Source organism: Lentzea sp. NPDC004782 (assembly GCF_040609115.1).
Taxonomy (GTDB): Bacteria; Actinomycetota; Actinomycetes; order Mycobacteriales; family Pseudonocardiaceae; genus Lentzea.
This window is the reverse complement of the sequence record NZ_JBEXJN010000006.1, coordinates 169,745-184,764: the sequence shown is the minus strand read 5'-3', so window position 1 is coordinate 184,764 and position 15,020 is coordinate 169,745. Positions and strand designations below refer to the sequence as shown.

At 69.0% G+C, this 15,020-nt stretch carries 11 protein-coding genes and 1 pseudogene; 4 read left to right on the top strand and 8 right to left on the bottom strand.

Annotated features, from left to right (window positions below; translation table 11 throughout):
* Positions 1 to 33: 33 nt before the first annotated feature.
* From ABZV40_RS08315 to ABZV40_RS08300, 4 genes and pseudogenes are all read right to left on the bottom strand, one after another.
* Positions 34 to 549: a DUF742 domain-containing protein gene (locus ABZV40_RS08315; RefSeq protein ID WP_355437475.1), complete on the bottom strand. Its 516-nt coding sequence runs from the start codon at positions 547 to 549 to the stop codon at positions 34 to 36.
* Complete coding sequence (locus ABZV40_RS08310) at positions 546 to 944, bottom strand: roadblock/LC7 domain-containing protein (RefSeq protein ID WP_355437473.1); 399 nt, start codon at positions 942 to 944, stop codon at positions 546 to 548. The genes ABZV40_RS08315 and ABZV40_RS08310 overlap by 4 nt, the downstream gene beginning before the upstream one ends.
* Positions 941 to 3,067, bottom strand: a complete 2,127-nt coding sequence (locus tag ABZV40_RS08305; RefSeq protein WP_355437471.1) for a nitrate- and nitrite sensing domain-containing protein — start codon at positions 3,065 to 3,067, stop codon at positions 941 to 943. Before ABZV40_RS08305 ends, ABZV40_RS08310 begins: the two co-directional genes overlap by 4 nt.
* Before the next feature lie 778 nt (positions 3,068 to 3,845).
* Positions 3,846 to 5,162, bottom strand: a pseudogene (locus ABZV40_RS08300) (OFA family MFS transporter); the annotation flags it as partial.
* A gap of 169 nt (positions 5,163 to 5,331) precedes the next feature.
* Between ABZV40_RS08300 and ABZV40_RS08295 the strand changes: the two are divergent.
* Both ABZV40_RS08295 and ABZV40_RS08290 read left to right on the top strand, forming a co-directional pair.
* Entirely contained in the window at positions 5,332 to 5,841 is a 510-nt protein-coding gene (locus ABZV40_RS08295) for a DUF485 domain-containing protein (RefSeq protein WP_355437469.1), read from the top strand.
* Between the two features lie 3 nt (positions 5,842 to 5,844).
* Positions 5,845 to 7,425, top strand: coding sequence for a cation acetate symporter (locus ABZV40_RS08290; RefSeq protein WP_355437467.1), 1,581 nt, complete (start codon positions 5,845 to 5,847; stop codon positions 7,423 to 7,425).
* Positions 7,426 to 7,503: 78 nt separating this feature from the next.
* Here the strand turns inward: ABZV40_RS08290 and ABZV40_RS08285 are convergent, their stop codons facing one another.
* Genes ABZV40_RS08285 through sfnG form a run of 4 tightly spaced genes read right to left on the bottom strand, consistent with a single transcriptional unit; the run spans position 7,504 to position 11,229 of the window.
* Complete coding sequence (locus tag ABZV40_RS08285; protein WP_355437465.1) at positions 7,504 to 8,151, bottom strand: response regulator transcription factor; 648 nt, start codon at positions 8,149 to 8,151, stop codon at positions 7,504 to 7,506.
* Entirely contained in the window at positions 8,148 to 9,608 is a 1,461-nt protein-coding gene (locus ABZV40_RS08280; RefSeq protein WP_355437463.1) for a histidine kinase, read from the bottom strand. The genes ABZV40_RS08285 and ABZV40_RS08280 overlap by 4 nt, the downstream gene beginning before the upstream one ends.
* A 14-nt stretch (positions 9,609 to 9,622) precedes the next feature.
* Positions 9,623 to 10,099, bottom strand: coding sequence for a phosphatase PAP2 family protein (locus ABZV40_RS08275; protein ID WP_355437461.1), 477 nt, complete (start codon positions 10,097 to 10,099; stop codon positions 9,623 to 9,625).
* Between the two features lie 53 nt (positions 10,100 to 10,152).
* Complete coding sequence (sfnG, locus tag ABZV40_RS08270) at positions 10,153 to 11,229, bottom strand: dimethylsulfone monooxygenase SfnG (RefSeq protein WP_355437459.1); 1,077 nt, start codon at positions 11,227 to 11,229, stop codon at positions 10,153 to 10,155.
* 374 nt (positions 11,230 to 11,603) lie between these two features.
* Between sfnG and ABZV40_RS08265 the strand changes: the two genes are divergently transcribed.
* Positions 11,604 to 13,415, top strand: coding sequence for a hypothetical protein (locus ABZV40_RS08265; RefSeq protein WP_355437456.1), 1,812 nt, complete (start codon positions 11,604 to 11,606; stop codon positions 13,413 to 13,415).
* Positions 13,415 to 15,019: a hypothetical protein gene (locus ABZV40_RS08260; protein ID WP_355437454.1), complete on the top strand. Its 1,605-nt coding sequence runs from the start codon at positions 13,415 to 13,417 to the stop codon at positions 15,017 to 15,019. The genes ABZV40_RS08265 and ABZV40_RS08260 overlap by 1 nt, the downstream gene beginning before the upstream one ends.
* The last annotated feature ends 1 nt before the right edge of the window (position 15,020 follow it).

The following is a 15,020-nucleotide window of genomic DNA, read 5'->3' as shown; positions in this document are numbered from 1 at the left end:
GACCGTAGCAGCGGTCCGAGGGGCCGGCGCGGATCAGAGCCGGCGCAGGCCGGCCAGCACCCGTTCCAGCAGCGCACCGTCGGGACGGTCGCCGCCGTACGAGGACGCGGTGCGGTGGACGTCGATCAGGCCGTGCGAGGCCATGTCGCCGAGCAGCACCTTCGTGACACCCAGCGGCAGGCCGCGCAGCGCCGCGATCTCGGCCACCGACCGCGGCGAGTGGCACAACGCCAGCACGTCCTGGTGCTCCGGGCGCACCGCGGTCGCGGAGAACTCGTTCACCGAGACGAGCGTCTCGATCTCCAGGTGCACGTCGGACGTGGTGCGGCCACCGGTCCACGCGTAGGCGCGCACGATCGACGCGGACGACTCGACGGACGGCAGCGGCGGCACGTCGAACGGCATCGTCGCGTACGGGTCCGGCTCCGCCACCGGGTCCACGGCCCGCGTGGCCTTCTTCTTGCCGCGCTTGCGGATCCGCGCGCTGTCGAAGCTGAATCCGCTGACCAGGTCGCCGAAGCTGACCTGCTCCTCCGGCTCTCTGCTCATGCCAGCTCGGCCCGCAGTTCCGGCGTGAGCAGCTGGCCCACCTGCCGCACGACCACCGTCATCTCGTAGGCGACCTGGGCGACGTCGGAGGAGGCCGACGCCAGGACCGCGAGCACCGAGCCGTCGCTGATCGACGACAGCAGCATCACACCGCGGTCCATCTGCACCACCGTGCGGACGACCGCGTCACCGGCGAAGCAGTACGACGCCGACTCCGCGAGCGACACCACGCCGGCCACGATCGCCGCGAACTGGGGCGCGACGTGCGCGGGCAGTTTCGACGACGAGATCAACACCAAGCCGTCTGCCGAGATCACCACCGCGTGCTCGATGCCGGGGGTGCGCTCGGCGAAGTTGGTGACCAGCCAGCCGAACTGGTCCACCTGCGTGCTCATCGACTCTCCTGCCGGTCGGGAAGGCCTCGCTGCACGCCGCGCTGGAAGGCGTCGAGGAAGCCCCGGGCCGACTCAGGCGACTGGCGTGCTGGTGCGGGAGGAGGCGGTCCAGCGGCAACCGGTGACTCGAACCACGACGTCGACTCCTGGGCAGGTGCCGGCGCCGGGGCGGACATCATCGGCCGCAACGGCTGCTGCTCGATCGCTTCCCCTCGGAAAGACTCCCAGGACTCTTCGCGTCGTGGTGCCAGTTCAGCAGGAACCAACACGATCGCGCGAGTCCCCTTGCCCTGTTGGGCATCGAGACGTACCACGATCTGGTGGCGTGCGGCCAGCCTGCCGACGACGAAAAGTCCCATTTCACGGAAGACCTGGACGTCCACGCCCTCGCCCGCGGCCTCCAGGCGGTGGTTCACCGCCGCCAGCGCCTCGGGGTCGATGCCGATGCCGTGGTCGACCACGTCGATCTGCACGATGTCGCCGGCCTCGATCGACGCGCTGATCGAGACCTGGGTGTGCGGCGGCGAGAAAGCCGTTGCGTTGTCAAGGAGTTCGGCCAGGAGGCGGACGAGGTCGCTCGCCACGTAACCGACCACTTCGGCGTTCGGCGCCGTGTGCACCATCACCCGTTGGTACTGCTCGATCTCCGCGGCCGCCGCGCGCAGCACGTCGGTCAGCGGGATCGGCCGGGTGTACCGCCGCGCCACGTCGCCGCCGGAGAGCACCATCAGGTTCTCGTTGTTGCGGCGCATGCGGGTGGCGAGGTGGTCGAGCTTGAAGAGGTTCGCGAGCTGGTCCGGGTCCTCCTCGTACTTCTCCAGCTCCTCCATCAGCTTGAGCTGGCGTTCGACGAGGCTCTGGCTGCGCCGCGAGAGGTTCACGAAGATGTTGCGCATGTTCGCGCGCATGCCGGCCTGCTCGATGACCGACTTCACGGCCTGCTGGTGTACCGCGTCGAACGCGCGTGCCACCTGGCCGAACTCCTCGGTCGTGTGCACCGGCACAGGTTCGATCTCGGTGCTGCCGCGGCCGGTCGCCACCATCTCGGGAAGCTTGTGCCAGGCCACGTCGAGCGCCGAGCGGCGCAACGCGTTGAGCGAGCGCAGCAGGTAACGGCCGACGACGAACCCGATGGTGCCGGCCAGGACCAGGCTGCCGAACAGGATCGCGGCCGTGGCGCCGGCCTGGTCGCTGGTCTCGTCGCGCAGACGGTCCGCGGTGCTGCCGAGGTCTTTCTGCAGCCCCGACACCACACCGTCCAGCGACGTCGCGACCGCGTTGGTGGCCCTGCTCCAGTCGGACGCCGCGATCGGCAACGGTTTGGGCTTCGCGGTGCCGGTTCCCGTGGTCGGTGCGTCGGAGGTCGGGTGCAGCACGGCGGTGGCGAGCATCTTGCGCTGCGCCTCGATGTCCGGGCCGTTGAAGAACGACCAGTACGAGTCGAGCTGCTGCGGCGTCGCGAGCGCGGCGAACTCGCTCGCGATGTAACCGAGCTTGACGTTCGACTCCACCAGCGAGCGCACCTCGGCGGTGACGAGCTGGCCGCGCGTGAGCCCGGACAGCACGACGGCCTGCTGGTAGAGGACCTGCTCCTGCACGTGCAGCACGTGGTGCAGGCCCATCGCCGTGCGGGACAGCGCGGGGTCGCCGAACTCGCTCGCGAGCACCTCGTCCACGTCGAGCATCGACTCGGTGAGCGAGGTGTACTCCTTGATCGCCCCCGGCACGTCGGTGGTCTGCTCGCGCAACGCGGACAGACCGCCGATCCGGGACGCGACGTCGTTCATCCGGGCCATAACGACCTCGGACAGCGCGGTCTTCGCGACCTGCTGCCGCAACGCCGTTCTGGCTTCGTCGGTGCGCCGCACCTGGTCCTGGAGCGCCTGCGGTCCCGACCCCTCGGCCATGATCCGACGTTCCGCCTGCACCCCCTCGATCGCGGGGATCAGCGCAGCGCGGACCTTCACCAGTCGCTGCAGCGCCGCGTAGGTCTCGGCGCGTTCCATGTGGGACTGGATCTGCAGCACGCCGGAGCCCACCGCGATGGCGACCGGAACGATCAACACCGCGGCGAGCTTCACCGGCAGGCGCCAGTTGCGCCAGTTGACGAGCGCGTTCAGCATCAGACGAAGAGCTTGGCCGCGTTCAGGAAGAGCCGGTACAGGCCGTAGGCGAGCGGGATGCCCACCCACAACCAGGCACCGATCAGCAACAAGCGCTGGGAGTTCACTTCCGCACCACGCCTTCCGCGTCTTCTTCCGCGTTCTTGTCCGCCGCCTCTGCGACGTCCGCGGCCTCGGCCTCGTTCCACTTGGTGACCGTGGCCTCGTCGTCCTTGCCGGCCTCGGGCTCCTCGGCCTTGGCAGCCGCAGGCTTCCTGGTCCGGGCAGCCGCGGGCTTCTTGGCCCGGGCAGCCGCAGGCTTCTTCGCCTTGGCAGCCGCAGGCTTCTCGACCTCGGCAGCCGCGGGCTCCTCAGCCTTCTCAACCGCCGGCTCGTCGGTCTCGGCGACCGCAGGCTCCTCAGCCTCGGCAGCCGCGGACTCCTCGGCCTTCACAACCGCGGACTCCTCGACGTCGGCAGCCGCAGGCTCTTCTGCCTCCGCAACCTCGGACTCGTCAGCCTTGGCAGCCGTGGGCTCCTCGGACTTCGCGTCCGCGGACTCCTCAACCTTCTCAGCCGCCGGCTCCTCGGCCTCGACGGCCGCGGACTCGTCAGCCTTGACAGCCGTGGACTCCTCAACCACGGGCTCCTCGGCCTTGACGACCTCAGGCTCCTCAGCCTTCTCGGCCGCGGACTCCTCGACCTCCGCCACCACAGGTTCCTCGGTCTTGACGACCTCGGCCTCGACGGCCGCGGCGGCCGCGGGCTGCGCGGTCTCCTCGGTCACGTCGGCGGCCTTCGGCTCGTGGAACTTCGCGTTGACCGGGCGGACCAGCTCGTTCGCGACGAAACCGACGACCAGCAGCGAGATCATGATGTAGAACGACGTGGTGTACAAGTCGGGACCGACGTGTCCCGCCTTCTTGCCCGCGTCCGCGATGGCGTTGACGATCAGCGGCCCGAGCACGCCCGCCACCGACCACGCGGTCAGCAGGCGCCCGTGGATCGCGCCGACCTGGTAGGTGCCGAAGAGGTCGCGCAGGTAGGCCGGGATCGTCGCGAAACCGCCGCCGTAGAACGACAGGATCACCATCGCCGCGATCACGAACAGCGGCACGCTGGACGAACCGATCGTCAGCAGCACCAGGTAGAGCAGTGCGCCGACACCGAGGTAGACGCGGTAGATGTTCTTGCGCCCCACCAGGTCCGAGGTGGACGACCAGACGAACCGGCCGGCCATGTTCGCGGCGGAGAGCAGCGCCACGAAACCGGTGGCGGCCGTCGCGAGGACCGGGGTCGAGGACTGCTTGAAGAAGTCGACCAGCATCGGCGCGGCCTTCTCCAGGATGCCGATGCCCGCGGTGACGTTGAAGCACAGCACGACCCAGAGCAGCCAGAACTGCGGCGTCTTGATCGCGTTGTTGGCGGACACGTTGAAGGCCACGGTCGACTTCGGCCTGTCCCGCAGCAGTTCCGCCTTCTCCTGCGTGAACTCCGGTGAGGGCAGGCGGATCAGCAGCACGCCGAGGCTCATGAACACGGCGTACGCGAGGCCGTGGATCAGGAAGGCCTTGCCGATGCCCGACGTGGAGGTGTTGCCGAACGCGGTCAGCATCGAGGTCGACCACGGTGACGCGATCAGCGCTCCGCCGCCGAAGCCCATGATCGCGATGCCGGTCGCCATGCCCGGCCGGTCGGGGAACCACTTGATCAGCGTCGAGACCGGCGAGATGTAGCCGATGCCGAGGCCGATGCCGCCGATCAGGCCGTAGCCCAGGACGACGACCCAGTACATGCCCGCCCACACGCCGACGGCCGAGATCAGCAGGCCGGAGCAGAAGCAGACCAGGGAGGTGAACATGGCCCACCTCGGCCCCTTGCGCTCCACGGTCGTGCCGAGCACGGCCGCCGAGAGCCCGAGCATCACGATGCCGAGCTGGAAGGGCAGAGCCGACTGCGTTCCCGTGATACCGAGAGATTTCTCCAGCGGCGTCTTGAAGACGCTCCAGGCGTATGCCTGACCAATGGAGAGATGAATCGCCAGTGCTGCGGGCGGAACGAGCCAGCGGTTCCATCCGGGAGGCGCGACTGTGCGTTCGCGCGCTAAGAACCCCACTTTATCCCCAACCGTCACCAAAAACGCGGACCGAACGATCCTAGGCCAGGTGTACACGTGCGACAACGGTCTGGACCTGTCGAACGGGAGTCGAACACTGTTGCACGTGGCGCAACGTCCGGCCACCGCAACCAAACCGTTGTCGACCCCCACCATTTGAGACGAATGCGTGTCCGGTTTCGACCGTTTCCGGGGCCCCGGCCGCGTTGACTGCACACGTGAGGGAGCTACAGTGAGCGCCGCACGCAGGAGGGCGGAGTCCATGACCAAGGCGATGTGGTCGCCTGGAGAAACACAGCACGAGCATCGGGAAATCCGGGGTTTCGCGTCGTTCGACGACCCGGACACCCTGTCGTACGTCGATTCGAACGGCAAACCGAACTTCGTGCTGATTCAGCAGACCGACGAATTCCGCGCGTTACGTCGGCGACTCACCACGTTCATCTTCCCGATGACCGTGTTGTTCCTCGCCTCCTACTTGACCTTCGTGCTGCTGTCCGCATATGCGAAAGACTTCGTCAGCACCAAGGTCGTCGGAGTCGTCAACCTCGGGATCCTGTTGGGTCTCGGACAGTTCGTGGTGTCCATCGTTATCACGCTCTCGTACGCGCGCTTCGCCAAGCGCAGGCTGGACCCGCAGCGCAAGGCACTCGCCGAGAAGACCGGGGTCGAGGAGTAAGGCATGCCCACCACCGGCAACCCGGTGCTGAACCTCAGCGTCTTCGGGGTGTTCGTCCTGATCACCCTCTACATCGTCTACCGGGCCTCGAGCCGGAACCAGACGGCGTCGGACTACTACGCCGCGGGCAGCTCGTTCACCGGCGCCCAGAACGGCGTGGCGCTCTCCGGTGACTTCCTGTCGGCCGCGTCGTTCCTCGGCATCTCCGGCGGTATCGCGGCGAACGGCTACGACGGCTTCCTCTACTCCGTCGGCTGGGTCGTCGCGTGGCTGGTCGGCCTGCTGCTGATCGCCGAGGGACTGCGCAACACCGGCCGCTTCACCGTCGGCGACGTGCTGGCGTTCCGGATGCGGCAGCGCCCGGTCCGCGCGGCCGCCGCGAACGCCACGCTGGTGATCTCCTTCTTCTACATGATCGCGCAGATGGCCGGCGCCGGCGGCCTGATCGCCTTGCTGCTCAACGTGTCCTCGAAGACCGGTCAGGCGTTCCTGATCGCCGTCGTCGGCATCGTCATGGTGTTCTACGTGCTGGTCGGCGGCATGAAGGGCACCACCTGGGTGCAGATCATCAAGGCCGTCCTGCTGCTGCTCTGCGTGACGCTGATGAGCATCTTCCTGCTCGGCAAGTTCGGCTTCAGCCTGTCCGCGATCATGGAACAGGCCACCGAGCACAACAAGCACGGCGCCGCCGTCCTCGACCCCGGCGTGAAGTACGGCATCAGCACGATGTCCAAACTGGACTTCGTGTCGCTCGCGCTGTCGCTGGTGCTGGGCATCGCCTCGCTGCCGCACGTGCTGATGCGCTTCTACACCGTGCCGAACGCCTCGGAAGCCCGCCGTTCGGTCGTGTGGGCGACCTGGACGATGGTCATCTTCTACCTGTGCACGCTGGTGATCGGCTTCGGGGCGATGGCACTGGTCGGCACCGAGACCATCGCCGCCGCACCGGGTGGCGAGAACTCCGCCGCGCCGCTGCTCGCGTTCCGGATCGGCGGCGCCGTCCTGCTGGGCATCGTGTCCGCCGTCGCGTTCGCCACGATCCTCGCGGTCGTCGCGGGCCTGACGCTGGCGGCGTCGGCCTCGTTCGCCCACGACGTGTACGCGAACGTGATCAAGCGCGGTGGCGCCGAGCCCCGGAAGGAGATCCGCGTCGCGCGCCTGACCGCCATCGTCGTCGGCGTGCTGTCGATCATCGGTGGCATCGCGGCGAACGGCCAGAACGTGGCGTTCCTCGTGTCGCTCGCGCTGGCGCTCGCCGCGTCCGCGAACCTGTCGACGATCCTCTACACGCTCTTCTGGCGGCGCTTCAACACCACCGGCACGCTGTGGAGCATCTACGGCGGCCTCGGCTCGTGCCTGATCCTGATCATCTTCTCCCCGGTGATGTCCGGCCACACGACGTCGATCTTCCCGGACATCGACTTCGCGTGGTTCCCGCTGGGCAACCCCGGTCTGGTGTCGATCCCGTTCTCGTTCCTGTGCGGGTTCCTCGGCACGATGTTCTCCAAGGCGGAGCCGGAGAACTCGACCAGGGCGGCGGAGATGGAAGTCAGGGCGATCGCGGGCCTGGGCACCAGGTCCTGAGCTCTCGATGAAGGGCTCCTTCATCCACCCCAGGTGGATGAAGGAGCCCTTCATCGTTTGGCCAGGGTTCTGACCGCGTCAGCCGGGGATGAGCCCGGCTTCGTGCGCGATGATCGCCGCCTGCACCCGGTTCCGGACGCCCAGCTGCCGCAGAATCGTGCTGACGTACACCTTCACGGTTCCCTCGACGACGTGGAGCTGACCCGCGATCTCGGCGTTGGACAGGCCCGCGCCGACGAGGCCGAGCACCTCTCGTTCGCGCGCCGTGAGCGCCTGGACCCGTTGTGCCGCACCGGGCCGAGGCCGGTTCTTCGCCAGCTGGTCGACCACTCGCCTGGCCACCAGGGGTGACAGGTAGGCGGCGCCGGTGGCGACGGCCCGCACGCCCGCGATGATCTCCTGCGGGTCGCCGGTCTTGAGCACGAACCCGGAAGCGCCCTCCCCCAGCGCCCGGCTGATGTACCCGTCGTCGGCGAACGTCGTCAGCACCAGCGTCCTGGTGTCCGGGTGGTGTGCGCGGATCAGGTTGGCCGCGTCCAGGCCGTCGAGGCGCGGCATGCGGATGTCGAGCACCGCCACGTCCGGGCGGTGCGCCGCGACCAGCTCGACGGCCTCGCTGCCGTTCTCCGCCTCCGCCACCACGTCGACGTCCCCCGCGGTGGCGAGCACGGCCCTCACGCCGAACCGGACCACCGGCTCGTCGTCCGCGAGCACCACCCTGATCAACCGCGCCTCCTGACGAGCCACTGCTTGTAGACGAGCCGATCATCCCGGAAGCAGAGCTGGTGCAGGTCGTGCCGGTCGGCGTCGAACGGGTTGGCGTGCGTGCTGTAGTACCGGCATTCGGTGCCGGCGGGCGCGGTGACGCCGAGCGGGTTGTCGACGCGGGTGCGCAGGGGCAGGTCCAGGTCGTCGTCGTCCTGGCCGAGCTGCGCCCGTGCGAACTGCTCCGGGCTCAGCACCGACGTCGCCGCGTCGAACACCATGTAGCCGGGCACGCCGATCGCGATGCCGGCGCAGACCGCGGACGTGATCAGCATCGTCCTGCGCGCGCTGCGCCGGATCTCCGCCTCGGTGCTCTGGCGGCGCACGTGCGTGGGAGTGGTGCGCGGCAGCGGACGTTCCGGCAGCTTCGCGCGGACCTCGAACCCGCCGTCCAACGGTGCGGCGTCGAACCAGCCGCCGACGAGCGCGACGCGTTCGGCGAGGCCCACCAGGCCCTTCCCGCTGCCGACCGCGGGCGGTTTCGGGGCCGGGCCGTTGGTGACGCGGAGGTCGAGGTTCGCCGCGAGCTCGACGGTGACCTTCGCGCCGGGAGCGTGCTTGATCACGTTGGTCAGCGCTTCGGCGACGACCCGGTGCACGGTCCTCGCGATGATCCCGTCGATCGGCTCGGTGCGGTCGTTGACCAGCTCGACGTCGAGGCCGCTGCGGTGGACGACCTCCTCGATCGTCGTCACGGGTTCGTCCTCGTCGGCGCGCAGCACCTGCATGACGTCCGCGAGCCGTTCCGCGGCGGCGGTGACGCTCGTCCGCGCCGTCTTCGCCGCCTCCCGCTGCCCTGCCGTGAGCGTCGGTTCCAGCTCCAGCGCGCCGACGAGCAGTGCGGCCCGCGCGAGCTCGTGACCGACCAGGTCGTGCATCTCACCGGCGAGGCGGGTGCGTTCGGCGTTGCGGGCGTTGTCCACGTCGCGTTCGAGCAGGGCCGCGTGCTCCCAGCCGACGTTGAGCAGCTCCGCGTACCGCCGCCGGAACCTGCCGACCGCCCACGGCACCACACCCAGCACACCGATGCCGGACGTGACGGCGAGCGCGGTGTCCGAACCGCCGCGTACGGTCAGCGCCACGACGACACCGGCGATCTCCGCGACGGTCAACGCGATCGCGCCGGCTCTGGGGTCCTTCGCGTGCCGCCCGGCGAGGAAGCTCGTGATCGCGAGCGCAGGCGCCGGCGCGAGCACGCCGGTGGCGCTGTCGAACTCGACCCGCGCGAGGTAGCAGACCAGCCACGCCCCGAGCGCGAGCCCCAGTGCGACCGCGGGACGTTTCCGCACCACCACGAACGCCAGCGCGAGCACCGCCAGGTCGAGCGCGACCTCCCAGCCGGAGAGCCGGCCCGGCCGCGAGGTCAGCGCCGCGGCCACCACCGGCACCGCCGCGCCCACCCACAAGACCAGCCGCACCCACACGGCACCCATCATCCCAGCCGGGTCAGCACCACGGTCGGCGCGTCGTCCTCGACCCGCTTCTTCTTCAGCAGAACCGCGATCACCCACGAGACGAGCGCGCCGAGCAGCAACCCGGCCAGCACGTCGTGCACGTAGTGGACACCGACGGCGACCCGTGAAGCCGCCGCCGCGACCGCGCACACCGCCGCCACCCAGCCGAGCGCCCGGTGCAGCGACCAGATCGCCATCGCGGACGCCCCGGCGATCACCGAGTGGTTGCTGGGGAACGACCAGTCGCCCGGCGGCGGGCAGTGCGCGAGCGAAGGCGCTGTGCGGCAGGGCCGGTCCTCCTGCACCGCGAACTTGACCAGTTCGCTGATCACGTACGCCACCGCCACGCCCGCGCCGGCGAGGACGGCGCGGAGCCGGTGCCGCAGCACGAGCCAGCCGAACATCAACACGAACACACCGAGCACCGCGTCGGTGCCGACCACCAGCCAAGTCACCCAGTCGAAGCTACCAAGTCCACACCGGACGCACCTCTGCCGATCGGAACCGGTCAGACCTTACTTTCGACAAGGTCGGCCTCCAGCTCGCGCACGATCGGCAGGACGTGCCTGCCGAAGTGCTCGACTTCTTCTTTGTAGTGCAGGAAACCCAGGAGCAGCAGGTCCACGCCCCGCCGCCGGTACTCCACGATCCGCTCGGCGACCTGCTCCGGCGTGCCGATCAGCTTCGTGCGGAAACCGTCGTTGTACTGCACGAGATCCTCGAACGACGAGTCCGCCCACATACCGCGCTTGTCCCCGGTCGACGGCCCGGCCTGCCGCACCGCGTCCCGGAACCCCCGCACTGCGAGAACGTCCGCCTTCGCCACGATCTCCCTGAGCGTCTCGCGGGCCTCCTTCTCGGTGTCGCGGGCGATCAGGAAGCCGTTCAGTCCAAATCGGACCTTCCGGCCGTTGGCCTGTGCGGCCGCGGACACCTCGGCGATCTGCTCGGAGACGCCGTCGAAGTCCTTGCCGTTCGAGAAGTACCAGTCGGAGACGCGACCGGCCATCGCGCGGGCGGCGGTGGAGTTGCCGCCCTGGAAGATCTCCGGCGTCCCCAGCGGTTTCGGCTTCAGGTCGTAGCCGTGCAGCCGGTAGAAGTCGCCCTGGAACTCGCCGGTGTCCCACGAGGCCCGCAGCACCCGGATGAACTCCTCCGATCGCCGGTAGCGCTCGTCGTGCTCCAGCCACGGTTCACCCAGCGCGGTGAACTCGCCCTTGAACCAGCCGGACACCACGTTGACCGCCGCCCGTCCCCCGGACAGGTGAGACGCGGTCGCGATGAGCTTGGCCAGCACGCCCGGTTGCCATAGCCCCGGATGCACGGCGGCGATCACCTTCAGCCGTTGCGTGGCCAGCAGCAGTGCGAGCGAGAACGACGTGGACTCGTGCTGGTAGGCAGCACCGTACGAAGCGAGATAACGCACCTGCGAGAGCGCGTACTCGAAACCGTTGTTCTCGGCGAGAACGGCCAGGTCGCGGTTGTACTCGTAGGACCAGTCAGTGCGCTGCTCAATGCCGCTCACCACGAGTCCGCCACTCACGTTGGGCACCCAATAGGCGAACTTCACTCCGTCTTCGCTCACCGAGCACTCCTCACCAAAGGCTGATACAAATAGAGAGACAAAACGCGAACCATCGGTGGCCGAGATAATCTTTCACCGATGTTCGCCTTTTCACCGAGCGTCAGCGTGCTGCGCCGACCGACTGAAAAAGAACACCACCGAGTGGCTTCCCACTCTTTGGTCAGCGCGTTGACAACATTGGTGGGCTATCGAGATCCTCAGCCACATGTGCATCGGTGTCGTCCTGGTGGGACGCCTTCACGTGGACCTGCGCCAGCAGGCCAGCGCACTCTGTCACGCTCACTGAGCATCCCTTTCCCGCATCAGCGCCTGTTTCTGCCCTGCGTCAGAAACGGCGAATTCGGCGTGCCCGAAACAAGGAGAAGAAGACTGCAATGCGATGGCGAAAAACTCTGGCCGGAACCGCGGTGGCGGTGCTCGCGGCCGGTGTGGTCACGGCGAGCGGGGACAACGCCCCCGCCTATGCCGATGTGCAAACGGTCGTCGACAGCAAGACGGCATCGGACGGCAAGCAGTACTGGGTGACGAACCACCTCACCCGTGAGGCGCAGACGTTGAGCGCCGGGCGCAAGAAGTGGCTTCTCGTCTGGGCTGGAGACGAGAACGTCGCCGACACGCTCGTGAAGGACCTGAAGAACCTGCCCGGTTCGCTGAGCGGTGGGCTCGGCAAGGTCACCAACGCGCTGCCGGGACCCGACTTCCTGGCCGTCATCGACGCGACCGAGGGCTCGCCGAGCTACGGCGAGGTCGTGAACACCGCGACCGTCGGCCCGCTGGTCGAGAACGAGCCGCACCACATGCAGTACGTGTGGCACAAGGGCGACACGGTCTACGCGGGCGCGCTGTTCGCGGCGGCCACCTACGCGTTCGACGTGAGCGCACTCCCGCAGCTGAAGCTCAAGGGCATCAGCCTGCCGACGAACACGCTCGGCGGGTCCGTGCCCGACGCCTACTGGACGTTGAAGGACGGCACGGCGTACGGCACCTACATGGGCGGCCCCGTGGTGCCGGGCCCGTACACCTACGCCAACGGCCAAACGGTGGTGGGCAACGGTTTCGCGGGCTCGCCCGGCGCGTTGCTGCGGTTCTCCCCGAACGGCGAGGTGCTGTCGCAGACCTCCGCCGCGACCCCGCAGGGCGACGACGAGAAGCTCTGCCTGAACCTGCCGCGGCTGGGCGCGCCGTCGTGCGCGAACCCGCACGGCATCCAGGCGCGCGAGGACCTGAACATCCTCGTGACGAGCGACTACGCCGAGCCGCGCAACATCATCCTCGACCCGGTCAAGGCGCCCTCGCCCTACCTGCGCCGCCCGACGGTCCGCACGTGGGACATCTCCGACCGCAACAACCCCCGGTTGAAGGCCGTGAGCTACCTGCAGAACGGCCCGCGCGCCGACGCCGACGACCCGCTGCACCAGGAGAGCCGCGCGGTCATGGAGACGACGGTGACGAACCTGCCGGGGCACAAGGGCGCGTTCGCCCAGACCATGCAGGGCGGCGCGGTGCACTACACGCCGGACATCACGGCTGCCGAGCCGCACTGGTACGAGGTGTTCGACGACGGCTCGGCCGGCAAGGCGATCTTCGCGGGCAACGATTCGAACGGTGGCGGTTCGAATGGTGGCTGGATCCAGACGTCGCCGGACGACAGGTACCTCTACCGCGCGATCTCCGGACGGGCCAAGGGCGCTCTCGGCCCGAACGACCCCGGCACCACCGGTGGCGTGTACGTGCTGAACATCGAGAAGCTGCTGGCGGCGGGCACGAACTTCAAGTGCCGCATCGACACGCTCGCCGAGGCGCAGAACGGTGGCGGCGAGGCCGACTGCCCGACGCTCGCGGGTGCCGTCCCGATCAACCCCGGCACGCCCGCCGCCGGTCCGCACTGGGGCGCGTACGACAACTTCGAACTCAGCGGCGACGGTTACTACCACGAGGTCTCGTCGCCCAAGCGGCTCGCGGTGTCGAACTACTTCGTCGCGCGCACCGGCCTCGACGGTGACCACAAGGTCAACATCGTGAAGGTCGGCCCGGACGGTCAGCTCACGCTGGACACGTCGTTCAAGGACGAGTTCTCCGGTCAGGTCGGCATCAACTTCAACCGCAAGGACTGGCCGCACGGCCCGTTCGGCAACGCGAAGCCGCACTCGGAGCTGTTCGTGATCTCGGACGCGGACGTGAAGTGATGGATCACCCCCACGGAGGTTTCGACGCACCCGCCGACGTCTCCCCCTGGATCGTCGTGGTGCGGCTGGCACTGCTGCTCGTGTCGGCGCTGATCGCCGGCTCCGGGCTCGCGGTCGTGGTCCCGCCACGGCTGAGGGCCGCGAACTTCGCACTCGCGGCGCTCGCCCTGGGGCTCGTCACCGTGTCGCTGGTGGCGTTCGACGCGCACGTGCTGGGCGCGTTGGCACACGGGCTGCTCGTCGTCCTGGTGCCGGTGCTGCTCGGCAGGCCCGCGGTCCGGTGGGTGGCGGCGGCGCTGACGTTGCTGCTGGTGATCGAGACCTCCGTGGGGGACTCCGGCGTGCTGCTGGTGGCCGGCACCGTCTACGTGGCCGGTGCGGTCGGGTGGGTGGCGCTGGCGCTGGCGCCGGGTTCCCGGTTCCGGCAGCACGCGCTGTCGCTGGGCGTGGTGCTGGCGCTGGCGGGTGTCGTGCGGCTGGTGTCGTCCGGCATCGCGTTCGACCGCCGGGTGTACGAGACGCTGCTCGGCCTCGGCCTGGTCGTGGTGGTGCTGCTCCCCTTGGCAGCACTGGGGATTCGCCGGTACGGCACTCTTGCGGTCGCGGCCGGTCTGCTCGCGTGGAGCGGGCTCGCCGCGATTCCCCCGCCGCAGGAGCTGCCCGTGCCGGGGGTGCCCGTGCTGGCCTCGGCCGGGCGGGTGCCGGTGCTGATCAGCCCGCACCGGCCGGGGCGCAACCTCGTGCACTTCCCCGCCGGTGGCATGTCGGTCAGCGTCGGTGGCGTCGAGGTTCCGGCCGTGCCGCTCGCCGGTGCGGACGGCACGTGGGCGTCGGTCGACCTGCCTGCCGGTCGCGGCTCGCTGACCGTGCGTTCCGCGTCCGGCAGCGCTTCCGTCGAGTTCGACACCGGTACCGCGCCCGGTCCGGCACCGGACGCCGAGTGCGCTTCGGCGGCGTTGGGCGGCCTGATCGCGGGCAGGCGGGACGCGCTCACCTCCTGCCCGGCCGACGGTCTGTCCACCGAGGACTCCGACTCGCTGACGAAGCTGGTGGCGTTCTTGAAGAACAAGGGCGTCACCAGCGTCCGCATCGTCTCGGACTCCTCGCCTCGCGGTGTCGCCGCGGCCGCGCTGGTGGGTTCCGGACTGCCGGTGTCGGACTCGGGTGACGCGCTGGTCGTGCTGTCCGGCTGGTCGCAGGCGTACAGCGCGTTGTCGCGGGCCGGCGTCGAGCAGGCCGAACGCCCGGTCTACCCGCACGGCCTGTACGTGGCGCCGTGGTTGCTGACGTCCGCGATCGCCGGCTCGGTGACCACGCTGGCCGCGCCGCTGCGGTTCGACCCGCGGGAGCGGCTGCCGATCGGGTACGCGGTCGAGGTCGGCAACCGCTTCGGCGGCGAGAACCCGACCCCCGCCGGGTTCCGCTCGTGGCTTGGTGGCCGGCCCTCCGGTGACCAGGTCCAGATCTACGCGGTCGCGCAGGTGACCGCGATGCCGATGGGGCCGGACGAGGCGCACGGCCCCGGCATGCCCATGCAGGAAGAGCTTGCGGGGCAATGGGTCCCGAAAGCCACCGTCGTACCGGTCAGCCCGGTGCTCAGCTGAA

Coding starts and splice junctions, on each gene's coding strand:
- ABZV40_RS08290 (WP_355437467.1), top strand. CDS start 5,845: ATGCCCACCACCGGCAACCCGGTGCTGAACCTCAGCGTCTTCGGGGTG.
- ABZV40_RS08315 (WP_355437475.1), bottom strand. CDS start 549: ATGAGCAGAGAGCCGGAGGAGCAGGTCAGCTTCGGCGACCTGGTCAGC.
- ABZV40_RS08260 (WP_355437454.1), top strand. CDS start 13,415: ATGGATCACCCCCACGGAGGTTTCGACGCACCCGCCGACGTCTCCCCC.
- ABZV40_RS08305 (WP_355437471.1), bottom strand. CDS start 3,067: ATGCTGAACGCGCTCGTCAACTGGCGCAACTGGCGCCTGCCGGTGAAG.
- ABZV40_RS08265 (WP_355437456.1), top strand. CDS start 11,604: ATGCGATGGCGAAAAACTCTGGCCGGAACCGCGGTGGCGGTGCTCGCG.
- ABZV40_RS08310 (WP_355437473.1), bottom strand. CDS start 944: ATGAGCACGCAGGTGGACCAGTTCGGCTGGCTGGTCACCAACTTCGCC.